General features: G+C 51.2%; 10 protein-coding genes. 2 read left to right on the top strand and 8 right to left on the bottom strand.

From position 1 onward, the window contains the following. Positions 1–87 precede the first annotated feature (87 nt). The 4 genes from ileS to H8K43_RS08570 all read right to left on the bottom strand — a co-directional run bounded on the left by ileS (position 88) and on the right by H8K43_RS08570 (position 5,665). Positions 88–2,952, bottom strand: coding sequence for an isoleucine--tRNA ligase (ileS, locus tag H8K43_RS08585; protein WP_186903460.1), 2,865 nt, complete (start codon positions 2,950–2,952; stop codon positions 88–90). Between the two features lie 115 nt (positions 2,953–3,067). Next, positions 3,068–4,048: a bifunctional riboflavin kinase/FAD synthetase gene (locus H8K43_RS08580; RefSeq protein WP_186903459.1), complete on the bottom strand. Its 981-nt coding sequence runs from the start codon at positions 4,046–4,048 to the stop codon at positions 3,068–3,070. Positions 4,049–4,195: 147 nt separating this feature from the next. Next, positions 4,196–4,435, bottom strand: a complete 240-nt coding sequence (locus tag H8K43_RS08575; protein ID WP_230403791.1) for a hypothetical protein — start codon at positions 4,433–4,435, stop codon at positions 4,196–4,198. Positions 4,436–4,504: 69 nt separating this feature from the next. After that, entirely contained in the window at positions 4,505–5,665 is a 1,161-nt protein-coding gene (locus H8K43_RS08570) for a methyltransferase (protein WP_186903458.1), read from the bottom strand. 238 nt (positions 5,666–5,903) lie between these two features. On the opposite strand from H8K43_RS08570, the gene H8K43_RS08565 reads away from it, so the two are divergent. Then, complete coding sequence (locus H8K43_RS08565) at positions 5,904–7,745, top strand: DUF885 domain-containing protein (protein WP_186903457.1); 1,842 nt, start codon at positions 5,904–5,906, stop codon at positions 7,743–7,745. Positions 7,746–7,752: 7 nt separating this feature from the next. Here the strand turns inward: H8K43_RS08565 and H8K43_RS08560 are convergent, their stop codons facing one another. Next, positions 7,753–8,421: a hypothetical protein gene (locus H8K43_RS08560; protein WP_186903456.1), complete on the bottom strand. Its 669-nt coding sequence runs from the start codon at positions 8,419–8,421 to the stop codon at positions 7,753–7,755. Positions 8,422–9,192: 771 nt separating this feature from the next. Here H8K43_RS08560 and H8K43_RS08555 point away from each other — a divergent pair. Then, positions 9,193–11,988 (top strand): Ig-like domain-containing protein, encoded by a 2,796-nt coding sequence (locus H8K43_RS08555; RefSeq protein ID WP_186903455.1) that lies wholly within the window; start codon positions 9,193–9,195, stop codon positions 11,986–11,988. A gap of 94 nt (positions 11,989–12,082) precedes the next feature. Here the strand turns inward: H8K43_RS08555 and H8K43_RS08550 are convergent, their stop codons facing one another. From H8K43_RS08550 to H8K43_RS08540, 3 genes are all read right to left on the bottom strand, one after another. Next, positions 12,083–12,484: a YidB family protein gene (locus H8K43_RS08550; protein WP_230403789.1), complete on the bottom strand. Its 402-nt coding sequence runs from the start codon at positions 12,482–12,484 to the stop codon at positions 12,083–12,085. Positions 12,485–12,633: 149 nt separating this feature from the next. Continuing rightward, positions 12,634–13,359: a 16S rRNA (uracil(1498)-N(3))-methyltransferase gene (locus tag H8K43_RS08545; RefSeq protein WP_186903453.1), complete on the bottom strand. Its 726-nt coding sequence runs from the start codon at positions 13,357–13,359 to the stop codon at positions 12,634–12,636. Between the two features lie 85 nt (positions 13,360–13,444). Beyond that, positions 13,445–15,391, bottom strand: a complete 1,947-nt coding sequence (locus H8K43_RS08540) for an alpha/beta hydrolase family protein (protein WP_186903452.1) — start codon at positions 15,389–15,391, stop codon at positions 13,445–13,447. Positions 15,392–15,602: the final 211 nt, after the last annotated feature.

Genomic DNA, 15,602 nt, shown 5'->3' with positions numbered 1-15,602 from the left:
GAAGACTGAACGTGTGCTGAAAACGAGGTTCAATACAGCGTATGCGGCTGAGTGTCGTCTGAGCGACGACACCCAGCTTAACGCGTTTTAGGCAAAGCGGCGCGATTCACCACTGCCAAACAAATTGCTGTGGCAACGTCCGCACAGACCAGGATGCTCAGCATGCGAACCTACGTCTGCACGATAGTGCCAGCAGCGCTCGCATTTTTCATACTTAGAAGGCGTGACTACTACGGTTTCTTCCGCTTCGCTGGCGACTTGTTCTACGCTGGCTGCAGAGGTAATCAGGGTAAATTTCAAATCATCTGCAAAGCTGTTCAGCACGGCAAACTTATCACCACTGGCTTTGATCACGACCTCAGCCTGCAATGAAGAACCGATACCACCAGCGACCCGCACTTCTTCCAGCTGCTTGGTCACATCGGCACGTACCGTACGCAAGCTGGCAAAGCGAGCCTGCAATTCTTCTGCGCCTGCTACCGCTGGCAACTGATAATAAGTCTGGGTAAAGATGGTTTCGCTACTGTCCTGATAGGCCTCTGCGGTCGCAAAGAACTGCCAGGCTTCTTCGGCTGTAAACGACAGCGTAGGCGCCATCAGACGCAACAGCGCCTGGGTGATGTGCCAGATGGCCGTTTGCGCAGAGCGGCGTGCTGCTGAGTTGACGCCGCTGGTGTACAAGCGGTCTTTCAGAATATCCAGGTAGAAGCCACCCAGATCTTCAGAGCAGTAAGACTGCAGCTTGGCGATCACAGGATGGAATTCAAAACGCTCATAATGCGCCAGGATGTCTTGCTGCAGGCGTGCCATATCAGCGATCGCATAGCGGTCTATATCCAGCATGGCGTCGACCGGCACGGCATCTTTGCTGAAGTCAAAATCAGAAGTGTTCGCAAGCAGGAAGCGCAGGGTGTTGCGGATACGGCGATAGGCTTCGGTGACCCGTTTCAGGATTTCATCGGAGATCGACAATTCACCGGAATAATCGGTCGATGCCACCCACAGACGCAGGATGTCTGCACCCAGCGTATCGGAGATTTTTTGCGGCGCCACCACATTGCCCTTGGACTTGGACATTTTTTTGCCTTCGCCATCCACCACGAAACCATGTGTGAGCAAGGCTTTGTAAGGTGCGTGGCCATCCAGCATAGAGGCGGTCAGCAGGGAAGAGTGGAACCAGCCGCGATGCTGGTCTGAACCTTCCAGATACAAATCGGCCGGATAGGCAGACTGCGCCTTGTGCGAGCCGCGCAATACCGTGAAATGCGTCGTACCGGAATCGAACCACACATCCAGCGTATCGCGGTTTTTCACATACATGTCAGCTTCATCGCCCAGCAGATCAGCGACTTCTATATGTTGCCAGGCTTCGATGCCTTCTTTTTCTACGCGCTGAGCGATTTGCTCCAGCAATTCCGGTGTGCGTGGATGTAACTGACCAGTTTCTTTATGCAGGAAGAATGCCATAGGCACGCCCCACTGACGCTGACGCGACAGGGTCCAGTCCGGACGATTCGCGATCATGCCATGCAGGCGCGCCTTACCCCAGCTTGGGAAGAATGCGGTTTCGTCGATGGCCTTGAGCGCAGTTTCACGCAATGAAGCGCCACCGTCTTTCGGTGTGTTATCCATACTCGCGAACCATTGCGAGGTGGCGCGATAAATGATCGGTGTTTTATGACGCCAGCAGTGCATATAGCTGTGGTCAAACATTTTCAGCGAGAACAGCGCACCGGCTTCGCGCAATTTATCGCAGATAGGCTTGGAGGCTTCCCAGATGGTCATGCCAGCAAAGAAAGGCAGGCTGGACGCGTAGCGGCCATCACCCATGACAGGCGCGATGATCTCGTCATCTTTCATGCCGTGCGCTTTGCAGGACTGGAAATCCTCGATACCGTAAGCGGGTGCCGAGTGCACTACACCGGTACCGCTGTCCAGCGTCACATAATCGCCCAGATAGACTGGCGAATAACGGTCATAGCCTTCATGCAGCGAAGACAGCGGATGTTTGAAGCGGATTTCCGCCAGATCAGCACCGCTACAGGTAGCGATGACTTTGCCTTCGAGTTCATATTTCGCGAGGCTGGATTCCACCAGTTCCTGCGCCAGGATCAGCAACAGCGGCGCGCCCTCACGTACCGTTTCCACCAGCGCGTAACTGATTTCCGGGTGCATGTTCAAAGCCTGATTGGATGGAATGGTCCACGGTGTGGTGGTCCAGATCACGCAGTAACCCTGGTCGTGCGGCAGTTTGTCCAGCTTAAAGGCTTGCGCCAGTTTGTCATGCTCGGCAAACGGGAACCCAACGTCGATAGACGGATCACGTTTGTTTTCGTATTCAACTTCGGCTTCGGCCAGCGCAGAGCCGCAGTCAAAACACCAGTTCACCGGTTTCAGACCGCGATAAACATAGCCCTTATCGAGCAGCTGACCCAGCGCGCGGATTTCGTCCGCTTCATTGCTGAAGTTCATGGTCTTGTAAGGATTATCCCATTCGCCCAATACACCCAGACGGATGAAGTCGGCTTTCTGACGTGCGATCTGCTCTTCGGCATAAGCGCGCGCTTTGGACTGCACTTCATTCACAGGCAGATTTTTGCCATGCAGTTTTTCGATCTGGATTTCGATAGGCATGCCATGGCAATCCCAGCCCGGCACATAAGGCGCATCAAAGCCAGCCATGCTGCGCGCTTTGATGATCATGTCCTTGAGGATTTTATTGACTGCATGGCCGATATGGATATCGCCATTCGCATACGGTGGACCGTCATGCAGAATGAACTTAGGACGCCCAGCCGATGCGGCACGCACGCGTTCGTAGATTTTTTTATCCTGCCATTCCTTGACCCATTTCGGTTCGCGTTTGGCCAGATCGCCACGCATAGGGAAAGGTGTTTCTGTCATATTGACAGGATATTTATTGGCAGCTTTTGCTGGTTTTTGATCGGACATGGTGATTTTCTTTGTATGTTTTAATTTGGTCTAAGCATCTGCCGTCGAATCTAAGCGACAGATACAGCGCAGCTGATGTCACAGTGGTTGGTTTGACACTGAGTCGGGCAGAGCTTCAAATTCGGTCGGTCGCACTGCTGGCCGGGATGCGTGAGGCTGCATCAAAATAAGCGCGCGCCTGTTCCGCATCACGGTTGATGGCGGCGGTCAGCGTGGCGAGGTCATGGTACTTTTCTTCTTCGCGCAGTTTTTTCAGGAATTCGATTTGCACGATCTTGCCATAGGCATGACCGGCGTAATCGAAGACATGCGTCTCAAGTAAGACCCGGCCGCTGTCATCGACGGTCGGGCGTATGCCCAGACTCGCTACGCCCGCTAAGGGCTGCTCTGCCAGGCCATGCACCTTGACGATAAAAATGCCGCTAGTGGCAGGGCGGTGATGCGCAATGCGCAGGTTCAGGGTAGGGAACCCGATCGTGCGTCCCAGTTTCTGACCATGGATCACATGGCCGGAAATCCGGTAAGGATGGCCCAGCAATTCGCTGGCTTCCGCGAAATCGCCCTGTGCCAGCGCATCGCGCACAGCGGAAGACGAAATTCTGACGCCCTTATTCTGGACTGCAGGCAGGGTCTGGACTTCAAAACCATAGCGTTTGCCTGCTTCTTCCAGGGTGGCGATATTACCGGCCCGGCGCGCGCCGAAACAGAAATCTTCGCCCACCATCAGCCATTTCACATGCAGGCCGTCCACCAGGACTTTGCGTATGAAGTCTTCCGGCGATAAGGAGGCGAACAGGGTGTTGAAGTGCTCAACAATCACGCGGTCTACGCCAGCTTTTTCCAGCGAGCTCATATTGTCACGCAGGTTGGCGATGCGGGTCGGTGCCTTGGATAAGTCACCGGCCAGTCGTGCAAAGAAGGCGCGTGGGTGCGGCTCAAAGGTCATCACGGCAGATTCCAGCCCCAGACGGTCGGCTGCCTGACGCAAATGGGCGAGCAAAGTCTGATGGCCGCGATGCACGCCATCGAAATTGCCTATCGCCAGTGCGCAAGGCGCACGGGAGGCTGCATTGGGAAGTCCGCGAAATACCTTCATTGTTTCCAGAAAAACTGCTGCAAAGCGGTAGATTATAAATGCTTTCCCCGAACTTTCTTGTTCCGGGGTGCTGAAAATGCGCTAAATGCCCGCAAACCAGCTCTTTAAACCTGTTTCGGTGGCGATAACAGGGCACACAGCAAGTTGTTAATGGTGATGTGACCAGGTAACCGCATCGGAACTCAGATACGAGGCGACTGCTTCTTTGTTACCTGTTGCATGTTTCATCACAGTGCCGCAGGTGCAGATGCCCTGATAAGGCGAAATATGGGCGCAGGCCGAGACTTTTTGCAGGAATACCTGTACAGATTTGCCACAGCTTTTGCATTTAAAGGTCAGGATACGGGCTGGTTTGTTGAGCATGGTGAATTCAGTCGTTTTGGTCATCAATATGAAATCGGGATCAGTGCAGCAAGGCTGGCAGCAAGCAGTGTCCTGCTGCACAGCCTGCGCTGCTTACTGCAAAGTCAGTCGCCACAGCGACGTGACTTCTTTGGCGCGCGCGGCATGTAAGGGATCGCTGACATCGACGGATTTTCCATGGCGTGGCTTGATATCCATTTTACCGGCGACTTTCAGTCCTGCCGCTTCTATCCAGCCCCAGAACTCATCTGGCTTGCGCAAGCCCAGATGTTCCGCCAGATCGGACATGATCAGCCATGCCTCGCCCTGTGCTGTGAGATGGGCGGCCACACCTGCCAGAAAGCCACGCAGCATGCGGCTGTCGGGGTCGTACACGGCGTATTCTATGGCTGAGCTGGGCTTGGCCGGCAGCCAGGGCGGATTGCAGACGATGAGTCCGGCTTTACCGGGCGGGAACAGATCGGTTTGCAGTAATTCAACTTGTGTCGCCAGTCCCAGATTGTGCAAATTTTCGGCCGCACAAGCCAGTGCGCGCGGGTCCTGATCGGTGGCGATGATTTTTTGTACGCCGCGTTTCGCCAGTACCGCCGATAACACGCCGCTGCCTGTACCGATATCAAATGCCAGATCCATCACCGGCAGACGTGCTTTGGCGACTAAGTCCACATACTCGCCGCGTATCGGTGAGAACACACCATAGTAGGGATGTATCTTGCCACCCAGTGCAGGAATGTCTACGCCATTTCTGCGCCATTCATAGGCGCCGATGATGCCCAGTAATTCACGCAGTGAGAGTGCAAACGCTGTGCCAGTTGTCGCGCCAGCCTGTTCCAGCGCAAGACGTACCTCGGGTGCGCGCCGCAATGGGACGCTCAGTTCTGCCGTGACCGGCACCAGCACCATGCCCAGGATGCGCGCGCGCTGCGCCTGCGCCTGGCGATGCTGATGAAAGCTTAGTGTGATATCGGTGGTGGCGGCGGGCGTGGCGGCAGTTTTTGTATTTTTGCGTACAGCTTTACGCTCCATACGCCGCCCCAGTGCCTGCAGCATTTGCCTGGCCTGGTGGTAATCACCCTGCCATAACAAGGCCGTGCCTTCGCAGGCAAGCCGGTAGGCAGTATCGGCCGACATGCGGTCATCCGCCAGTACGACTTTCTTTGGTGCCGGGCTGCCATTCTCTGAGCGCCACAGGCAAGACTGAGGCTGGCCCTCAAATTCCCAATGCAGTTGGGAGGCGGGTGATGCAGACGTCATAACTCATTCCATAAATACCGCATTTTGCGATGAGGGCGTAGTGTAACAAATTCGGGCACCATTCCCGGCTTTTGTATGCATTGACAGCCCGCACAAAGCGCCTGACTCACCCTGGCATCGTGCAGACCGTGTATCTTGGCAGCGGGTCAGGATAAATCTGTTTGATCTTCAGGAACTTATTCCGGCTTTACCTACCCAAGGTGCTGGGATAAAAAATAAATATATTAAGGAGGGGAAGATGTCTAATTATCGTGCGGTCGCTTTCAGTGTCTTATTGGCAGGACTGAGTGGCAGCCTGAGTTTGCCGGTACACGCAACAAAACAGGCCAAACAACAGGACGCAAAACAGGACGCAAAACAGGACGCAAAACAGGACGCAAAACAGGATGCAAAGCAGCAGGCTAGTGCAGTCAGGGCTGGGCAATTTGCAACCATGCGCGCGCAGTTTTTAAAGGAGTTCTGGCAACAAGACCCGGAAAGCGCGATGGCGGCCGGACGTTTTGAGCTGGGGGGCAAACTGAGCTTGCCAGATGAGGCAGGCCGCAATGACTATCTGCGCTTTTGCGAACGCTGGCTGGCGAACTTAGCGAAGGTCGCTGCAGATCAGCTTACTGCGAATGATCAGACCGATCTGGCGCTGATCCGTAACACGCTGGAGGCGAATCGCTGGTATCTGCAGACTTACCGCGAATTCGCCTGGAATCCTTCTCAGCACAATGTGGCGGGTGGTTTTGATAATTTGCTCAACACCGATTTTGCGTCTAAAGAGCGTCGCTTGCGTCTGATTAGTGAGCGTCTCAAAGCGGTTCCTGCGTATTATCAGGCGGCTCAGCAAAGCATAGACCAGCCTACGCTGGAACATACCCAGCTGGCACTGGCACAAATGAGCGGCACCCGCTCGGTGTTCGCGCAGATTCAGCAAGAGGCGCAGACTTCGTCCTTGAATAAAGCGGAGAAAACGGAACTGCAGACGCGTTTGCAGTCGGCTGGCAAAGCGCTGGATGGCTATGCGGCTTTCCTGCAAACGCTGATTGCGCATCCGCCTGAGCAGGGCTGGCGTTCTTTTCGCATAGGTGCCGACTTATATGCTGCTAAGTTCAAGGCTGATATTCAGTCACCACTGAGTGCGCAAGAAATGTATCAAAAAGCCTTGGCTGCTAAAGCGGAATCGCATCAGCGCATGGCAGAGCTGGCCGATCAGTTGTGGCCGCGCGTGATGGGCGAGGCTGCCCGTCCGGCTGATGCTACGCAGCGTATCAAGCTGGTCATCGATAAGCTGTCTGAGCAACATGTGCAGCCGGATCAATTGTTTGCTGAAATCCGTCGCCAGTTACCGCAGCTGGAAGCCTGGATACAGCAGCATGATTTGCTCAGCCTCGATACCCGTAAGCCGCTGGTGGTACGTGAAACACCTGAGTATGAACGTGGCGTGTCGGTTGCCTCGATAGAAGCACCGGGCATATTCCGGCCGCATGATAAGACCTATTACAACGTCACCCCGCTGACCGGCAAGAGTGCTGAGCAGATAGAAAGCACGCTGCGCGAATACAATCACTGGGTGCTGCAGATTTTGAATATCCACGAAGCGATACCCGGCCATTACACGCAACTGCAACACGCGAACCAGTCACCTTCCGTCATTAAAGCCTTATTCGGCAATGGCGCAATGATAGAAGGCTGGGCGGTTTACAGCGAGCGCATGATGCTGGAGTCCGGCTATGGTGGCAACACGCCTGAAATGTGGCTCATGTATTACAAATGGAATTTGCGTGCCATCTGTAACACTATTCTGGATTACCAGGTGCATGTAATGGGCATGAGTGAGCAGGAGGCCAAGCATTTCCTGACTCAGCAAGCGTTTCAGACGCAGGCCGAAGCGGATGGCAAGTGGAAGCGTGTGCAATATACCTCGGTGCAGCTGACCAGTTATTTCAGTGGTTATGCTGACATTATGGCTTTGCGTGAAGAGTTGAAACAGCAACGTGGAGCTCAGTTCAGACTCAAGCCCTTCCATGAGCAATTTCTGAGTTATGGCAGTGCACCGGTAGGCATGATACGGCAACTGATGTTGAAGCCCTGAGCTGGTTTTAGCTAAGGCTAGGTGACTGCTGACTTTGCATGAATGTTTCAATTTGCCGGGTCAGCAGTTGTAGTAGCGCTGCCGATTGCTGTCTGAAATAGGCTGCATTAGTTTGTTCGTAATTCTGCAGCAGCCGGGTACAGAGCGGATCTTTCCAGCGCCATCCCTGGGTGCGTCCGATAACAGACGGATGCTGCAAAAAACGGTCAGGAATCGGGTAGTTGAGTGCATCTGCGCGCTGCCACAGGTAGTTTGTTTCTGCGATATGGGTATCCGGAACTCTGAGCAACTGCGCGATTTGCCTGTCATAGCGGCTGGTAAAGTCGATGTATTCGAGGTGAGAGGAGCCATCCTCATGCTGCTGGCATTCTATCCAGCAATGGTAGCTTTGGACATCGGCCAGTTTTTTTGCGTTTCTTCTCTCGCGCCGCGAAGGGGAGATCAATTCAAACTGACCATCGCCAAAGTCCACGATTTGAGATCCTGCCACCGCAAAATAAGGGCGCTTACTGAGTGTGCAGAGTAAGCGCGCGCCCAGTATCGCGTATTCAGCGCACTTTAAGGCCGCGCCGTGTGTTTTGTGTTGATAGGTGTGGTGCATTAAGGCAGCAATCGCGGCATCAATTTGATCCTTCATCCACGGATCGAAAACCACGCTATCGTCAATATTATTCATTTGAGACTTAAATGCAGCGTACATCAGATAAATGAAGGCTGGGTGCAATGTAACATAATGTATCTTAATATATCTGCATAAATCTGTGTGATGTTTTTTTAGAATAGCTGCCAAGTGCCGGTTTGGGGGAGATCAGTGCATCCAACAGCGCGCAGGTTAACTGTTATCCGTGCAATACGTATTAATCACAGCTTGTATCGTTGAATTCGCTACAAATTTTTTAAATGCAAACTTCTGCTCGTGACTTTGGCAAAAATTGTTGTGAAAAATCGCTTATCCAACGGCGATCCCGCATTTTTTCTCTTCAAAGGCGCTTATATGCCCCTACATTTTTTCTCGATATAGAAAGTAAGAACTGATCATTTTTATTTCGTGAAATCCAGAAATGTCTCAAAAACAGCACAGTTTGTTTAAATTTTTACATCGTTATTGATAGAAATTGCACCTGTGAAATTGCAGGTAATAAATTTGACATAAGCCAATGTTAATCTGTGAAACGTTTGCGCAAACGATTGCTGATTGAAATTGTCGACAATTTAGATGGGCGTCGTTGGTGCTGACATTTTTTAGTTATAAAAATAAATTTCTGCTGCAACAGACTGCAGATCACAAATAAAAGCTTAAACAACGCCTGAGGGTATTGGGGGAGATGGTGCTGCCTGTTTGCCAGGTGGCAGGGCCACTTTTTGCCTGAAATTTCCTGAGTCCTGTTGCGTTTGCCAGCTTTGCGTGTGAGCTGCTTAACATTCAACAGCTATCAGGGAGTTTTTCATGCCGTCCATCGTTCCAGCCTTGCGATTCAAGCATATCGCGACGCAAGTCAGCCTGGCCCTTATCCTGGGTACAGGCGTGGCGCTTACCGCTTCGGCCTCAGTCGCCGATCATCATGAGTTTGAAGCCACATTGCACGTACCATTCAAAGCCGATGCCAGTTTGCGCGCCGGTGCAGAAGCGCGTTATTTCACCCTCGAATTTGACTATCCACATTTAAAAAAAGAGCAGGCTGTCAGCTGGCGTGTCGAGCTGCTGGCCGCTGATGGACGCGTGCTGGATCGCTGGTATGGCATAGAGAAAATTTTCAACAAAGCTGTCAGCAATAAAATTCTGTGGACGGGTAAAACCTCCAAAGGCGAAGTCATCCGCGATGGCCTGTACCAGGTAAAACTGACTGCAGTGGCTGCCGATGTCGTTGCAGCGGGATCTGCTAACGCGGCTGTCAATACCCTGGTTGAGCGCAGCCTGCAAGCCAATAAGGCAGGACAGGAAGTACAAAGCTGGCCTATGCAGGTTGGCAAAGTAGCGGCTCCGGCGATGCCAGGATTTGCTGCACTGAATACACGCAAAACCACCCCGGCACCTAAGGCCGGCATCGCCAATAAAATGGCTGTCGCCAGCCTGACAGCGGCGGGTAGCTCGCTGCCTTACACCATTTACTACGGAAATTTACATAGCCAGACCAATCACAGCGATGGTGGCGGTGAGTTGAGTTCCTGTACCGGTGCACAGAATCCCCAGTCGGCCGCTTATGGGCCGACAGATGCGTATCAGTATGCATTGAATAAGGGCCTGGATTTCCTGATGACTTCTGAGCACAACCATATGTACGATGGTTCAGACAGTACCAATGCCTCAGCCAATCCGGCGACCGCAAAAAACCTCTACCAGTCCGGTTTGAGCGCGGCGGCGAGTTTCAATTCATCGCACAGTAATTTCCTGGCGATCTATGGCATGGAATGGGGTGTCATCAACAATGGAGGACATCTGAATATCTTTAACGCGACTGAGTTGCTGGGCTGGGAGTACAACAGCAGCAATCAGCTGATCGGCGATACCTTTGTTGCAAAAGGTGACTATGCGGGTTTATATACATTGATGCGTCAGCGTGGCTGGATAGGTCAGTTTAACCATCCGTCCAGCAGCGGTCAGTTCGCCGCCAATGGCGTCGCGCTTGGTTATACCGCTGATGGTGATCAGGCTATGGTTTTGTGTGAAGTCTTAAATACTTCCGCATTCTCCACCAACACCACAGAAACCGAGACTGGCCGCAGCACCTATGAAGGCGCATGTAATAAAGCCCTGGAAGCCGGTTTCCATATCGCCTTCAGTACCAATCAGGATAATCACTGTGCTAACTGGGGCGCGTCTTTTACCAACCGCACCGGTGTGTTGATACCGAATGGTGTACCGCTCACCAATGCGAATTTCATTGATGCACTCAAGGCACGCCGCGTGTTTGCGACCATGGATAAGAATTCGCAAATCATCCTGACGGCAAACAACCACATCATGGGCGAACGCTTCAGCAATAGCGGGCCACTGACACTGACGGCTAATTTTGCCTCCACCACTGGCCGCACTGTGTCCAGCGTCGTGATTTATGAAGGGGTGCCAGGTCGTAATGGTACGGTCAGCCAGCTGGTCAACACTGCAACGGCAACCATCACACCAGCCGTGGGCGAGCATTTCTATTATGCGAAAATCACTCAGGACGACGGCAATATCTTGTGGTCTGCACCGGTCTGGGTTACCCAAACCAGCGGCGGCAATACCGATACCACCGCGCCTACGGTCAGTGCTTCTGAAACCGGTAGCAGCGGTAACATCAGTTTGTCTGCCAATGCCAGCGATAACGTGGGCGTGACGAAAGTTGAATTTTATGTGGATGGCGTGTTGAAAGGCAGTAGCACCGCTGCACCTTACAGCCTGAGTCTGAATTCGACTACGCTGACTAACGCGATGCACACTTTGGTCGCTAAGGCATATGACGCGGCCAATAACGTCGGAACTTCTTCCAGCGTGAACTTCAGCATCAATAATCCGGTCGCCGATACCACGCCGCCAACCGTCAGTGCGTCCGAAACCGGCAATAGCGGCAATATCAGTTTGTCCGCCAATGCCAGTGACAATGTGGGCGTGACGAAAGTTGAATTCTATGTGGATGGCGTGTTGAAAGGCAGCAGCACCACAGCTCCCTACAGCCTGAGCCTGAATTCCACCACGCTCAGCAATGGCACGCATAGCTTGCAGGCTAAGGCGTATGACGCAGCTAATAACATCGGAACCTCGGCCAGTGTGAGTTTCAGTGTGAATAATGCGGTCAGCACGCAACTCATCGCCAATAGCAGTTTTGAGAGTGGTGCTGCGTCCTGGACCGCGAGTTCCGGTGTGATTTCAAACAGCTCAGGTCAGGCTGCCCGTACCGGTAGTTACAAGGCATGGCTGAATGGCTATGGCAGTACGCACACTGACACGCTGTCTCAGCAAGTGACGATACCGTCGACCGCAACTTCAGCGACACTCAGTTTCTGGTTGAAAGTCGTGTCCGATGAAACCACCACGACGCAGGCCTATGACACGCTCAAAGTGCAGGTGCAGAACAGCAGTGGTACGGTACTGGCAACGCTGGCGACTTATTCCAATCTGGATAAGGGCAGCAGCTACCTGAATAAGACCTTCAATCTGTCGGCTTATAAAGGACAGACTATCCGCATCGTATTCACCGGCGTGGAAGGCAGCGTGACAGCAACTGCATTTCTGGTTGATGACGTGACGCTGGTCGCCCAGTAATCACAGCAGATCCATCCATAAAAAATCCCGCACAGCTTTTGGCTGTTGCGGGATTTTTTCCGCTGTGCTGATTACATCAGCTAAGGGCAAATGATTATTTGCTGAATAAAGAGCTCAGACCTTGCAATACGCTGGATGCATCGAACTTACCAGCTTCCGGTACTTCACCGTTAGGCGTCAGATGATCAATCAGACCTGGCAGCATGCTGGCGAGCTGACCGGCAATACCATCGTGCGGGATACCGGCAGATTCAGCTAACTGTGCAAGCTGACCATTGCCCAGTACTTGTTGGATTTGTTCGGCAGAAATCGGCAAATTCTGACCGGTACCGACCCAGCTGGCGACGACATCGCCCAGGCCTGCCTGTTGAAACTGAGACAGCAGACCTTGCAGTCCGCCAGTCTCTCCTTGACCGCCTTGATTCAGCAAGCCAAGTGCTGCCTGTATCAGAGCAGACTGACCGCCACCTTCAGCAGAATTAGCGTTGCCTAACATGGATAATGCTGTATCGAATAAGCCCATTTTTCCCACCTGTGTTTGACTGAAGTTTGAGAGAGTGTGCACCTGCGGTGCGTTTGAAACCCGCAGAGTGTAAATGGGAAATACTGGCTGCTTTGTTAAATCTGTATGAAATTGACTTTTTTCTACATTCCACCCCAGGCCGCATTCAGGATAGCGATTGCGGCCAGGCCGGCTGTTTCTGTCCGCAGTATGCGTGGCCCCATAGACAGTGACAGCACACCCTGACGCGTTGCCAGTGTTTCTTCTTCCGCGCTTAATCCGCCTTCCGGGCCGATCAGCAGACTGACAGCCTGCGGCGGATGATGTCTGGCCCAGTCAGCCAGCGAGCTGTCTGCGCGTGGCGACAGCATGATGCGCTGGTGCATATCAGTTTGGGTCAGCCACTGTGTGATGTCTTGTGGCTCATGTAATTGCGCAAGGCGGTTGCGTCCCGATTGTTCAGAGGCGGCGATGATCACGCCTTGCCAGTGCTGCATTTTCTTTTCTGCGCGTTCAGCACTGAGTTTAACCACAGAGCGCCTGGCCGCCAGCGGCTGTATCGAGCTGGCTCCCAGCTCTACCGCTTTTTCTATAATCCAGTCCATCTTGCTCCCCTCAGGCAAAGCCTGCGCCAGATTCAGCGCGTAGGGCAATTCGACTTCTTCCGGCAAAAATAATTTGACCTCGGCGCTGGCACGCTTTTTTTCTATCTGGGTCAGGGTCGCGATATAACTGCCACCTTCACCATTCATCAGTTCTATGTTGTCACCATTCTGCAGACGTAACACAAACACATGGTGCGCGACATCAGTGGGAAGATCTATCATGGCGCCGATAGCAAGCGGCAGCGGGCAGTAAAAGCGTGGCATGGCAAGACAAGGCGCGAGGGCCGGTAAGCTGAAGTTAGGCGGGATTATAAGGCAGGGGATGCCGGGCGACATCCCCTTTAAAGGATTATTGACCGAGATGCTTGGCCAGGAACTGTTCCAGTCTTTCGTAGAACTCTTTCAGATTTTTAGTCGCGTAAAATCCGTGACCTTCATTCTTAGCGAGCATCCATTCATATGGTTTGTTTGCGCTATTCAATGCATTGCGCATAGAGTTGGCTTGGGTCGCAGGCGCAATAGCGTCTGCGTCACCGTGTGCAATAAAGACGGGTACGGAAATCTTGTTTGCCTGGTAGCTTGGAGATATCTTTTTTAATTCCTCCAGATCGTTTCCTACATGTTTTAACAGTATTCGACGCATTTTTTCATTGTCTTCGCCGGTATTGCCTGTATAGGCGAGAGGCAAATCGTAAAAGCCGGCATATCCAATTGCGCACTTAAACATATCAGGTTCGATCATCGTAACCATCATTGATGCATATGCCCCATAGCCTTTACCGAAGGAACAAACTTTATCTCCGTCAATGCCAGGTTGCTTAATCGCCCATTTTACGCCATCAATTAAGTCGTATTGCATTTTGTCGCCCCAATGCTTGTAACCAGACTGTTCAAATGCAATACCTCGTCCACCTGAGCCTCTAAAGTTGACTTGGAGTACAGCGTAGCCCCGATTGGCAAGGAATTGAGCATTGTGATCGAAAAACCAATCATTTGAATAATTAGGACCGCCGTGTGGCAGCAAAATCAAAGGCCGTTTTTTTCCATCTGAGACAGGATGCATAGTCAGGTAACCATGTAATTTGAGCCCGTCCCTCGCTTCGAATTGAATGGGCTCTCTGGTGGCCATATTGTCTGGTTCAAGATGATCCGCTGCAATGAATAAAATATCCGCTTTTTTGGTGTTTTTATCAAATAGGTAGTAAGTTCCTGGGTCTTTGTCATTCCTGACTTTGAAAAGGACGTGACGCCGGTCTTGAGTTGTGCTCAAGAGGCTTACAAACTCGCCAGGGAATTGCTTGGAAATCGCCTGATGAAGTTGAGCGTCTTCAGAGTCCAAGTCGATATAGTGAGTTACCGGTTTTCCGATACCGGTTGAATATGAGAAAATTTTCTTTTGAGTATTATCGTGCTCCCATTCAATGATACTGCTTTCAATATTGTCGGTAACTACTTTCCTTTGTTTTGTCAGTAGATTCTGGCGGACGATTTTTGCAGGTTCCCCATTTTGACTAAATAGCGCAAAAAACTCGCTATTGTCTAACGTGAACATCAATGGCGAGAATCTGAGTCCTAACTCTATATCCGTTATTTTTATCCACTGATTTTGTACTTTTTGGAATAAAACCGGTTTGAAATCTTTGTCTGTCCCGTGTGCAAAAACGGGGATTCCATCGTTGTTAAAAGTAAAACGTAATCCACTTTGCGGAATATCTGCAATTAATTTTCTGGAAGCATTATTGGCATTGATCTCGTAAAGACTTGTATATTCCCGGTCCCAGTATTGAGCACCTACGTAAAATTTCCCGTCACTATTGTTTGGTATATATTCTATATAGCCAAAACTATAGTCATTTTGATATTTATTGCCTTTTGATGACTGCTTAAACATTCTGTAGCCATAAAGGTATTCTTGTTTTCCGCCATCAAGATCAAAAGCCAGGATTTCACCGGTCCACTCTGGTCCTTCTTGTGAGCCTCTTTCATCAGCTTTTTCCACCAGGATGCGCTGATTGTTGAGCCATACAAAATTCCCGGGTACTTCGAAAGCCGACATGCGCACCATGCTTTTTAATTTAAATCCCGGCAGTTCAAACACCGACATGACTGGAACCAAACGCTCTTCGTTTTGTACATTTAGTATCAAAGCAATGTGTTTGCCATCAGGCGAAATGCGAGGTTGAGAAAACTTGTCAAATTTAATGAAATTCTCAAGAGATATTTTTTCTATGGCTTGAGTGGCGGAACAAAAATTAAAGCTGAGAAGTGCTGCAATCAGCAGACGATACAACTTCATAAACGGCCTCATAATTCAATTTTTGTCTGCAATTGGATTTTCTTTGAATATCGCAGAGCCGAGGGAATCATTCTTAGAATGATGATCTAAGAAAAATATTTTTCTTTTTTAGTATTAAAATTTAATTATATTAAATAATATGATGAGTAATCTTATTATTTTTGTATAAATAACGAAAAAATGAGCGCGCGAATACAAGGTATTTGATTTC

Origin of the sequence: Cognatundibacterium curvum (genome assembly GCF_014284235.1) — a bacterium.
GTDB classification, from domain to species: domain Bacteria; phylum Pseudomonadota; class Gammaproteobacteria; order Burkholderiales; family Burkholderiaceae_D; genus Undibacterium; species Undibacterium curvum.
This window is presented reverse-complemented; position numbering and strand designations above follow the sequence as displayed.

What these genes read in the sequence shown, in the direction of transcription:
- H8K43_RS08555 (WP_186903455.1), top strand. Translation starts at nt 9,193, where the DNA reads ATGCCGTCCATCGTTCCAGCCTTGCGATTCAAGCATATCGCGACGCAA.
- H8K43_RS08540 (WP_186903452.1), bottom strand. Translation starts at nt 15,391, where the DNA reads ATGAAGTTGTATCGTCTGCTGATTGCAGCACTTCTCAGCTTTAATTTT.
- H8K43_RS08570 (WP_186903458.1), bottom strand. Translation starts at nt 5,665, where the DNA reads ATGACGTCTGCATCACCCGCCTCCCAACTGCATTGGGAATTTGAGGGC.
- H8K43_RS08560 (WP_186903456.1), bottom strand. Translation starts at nt 8,421, where the DNA reads ATGAATAATATTGACGATAGCGTGGTTTTCGATCCGTGGATGAAGGAT.
- H8K43_RS08580 (WP_186903459.1), bottom strand. Translation starts at nt 4,048, where the DNA reads ATGAAGGTATTTCGCGGACTTCCCAATGCAGCCTCCCGTGCGCCTTGC.
- H8K43_RS08575 (WP_230403791.1), bottom strand. Translation starts at nt 4,435, where the DNA reads ATGACCAAAACGACTGAATTCACCATGCTCAACAAACCAGCCCGTATC.
- ileS (WP_186903460.1), bottom strand. Translation starts at nt 2,952, where the DNA reads ATGTCCGATCAAAAACCAGCAAAAGCTGCCAATAAATATCCTGTCAAT.
- H8K43_RS08565 (WP_186903457.1), top strand. Translation starts at nt 5,904, where the DNA reads ATGTCTAATTATCGTGCGGTCGCTTTCAGTGTCTTATTGGCAGGACTG.
- H8K43_RS08550 (WP_230403789.1), bottom strand. Translation starts at nt 12,484, where the DNA reads ATGTTAGGCAACGCTAATTCTGCTGAAGGTGGCGGTCAGTCTGCTCTG.
- H8K43_RS08545 (WP_186903453.1), bottom strand. Translation starts at nt 13,359, where the DNA reads ATGCCACGCTTTTACTGCCCGCTGCCGCTTGCTATCGGCGCCATGATA.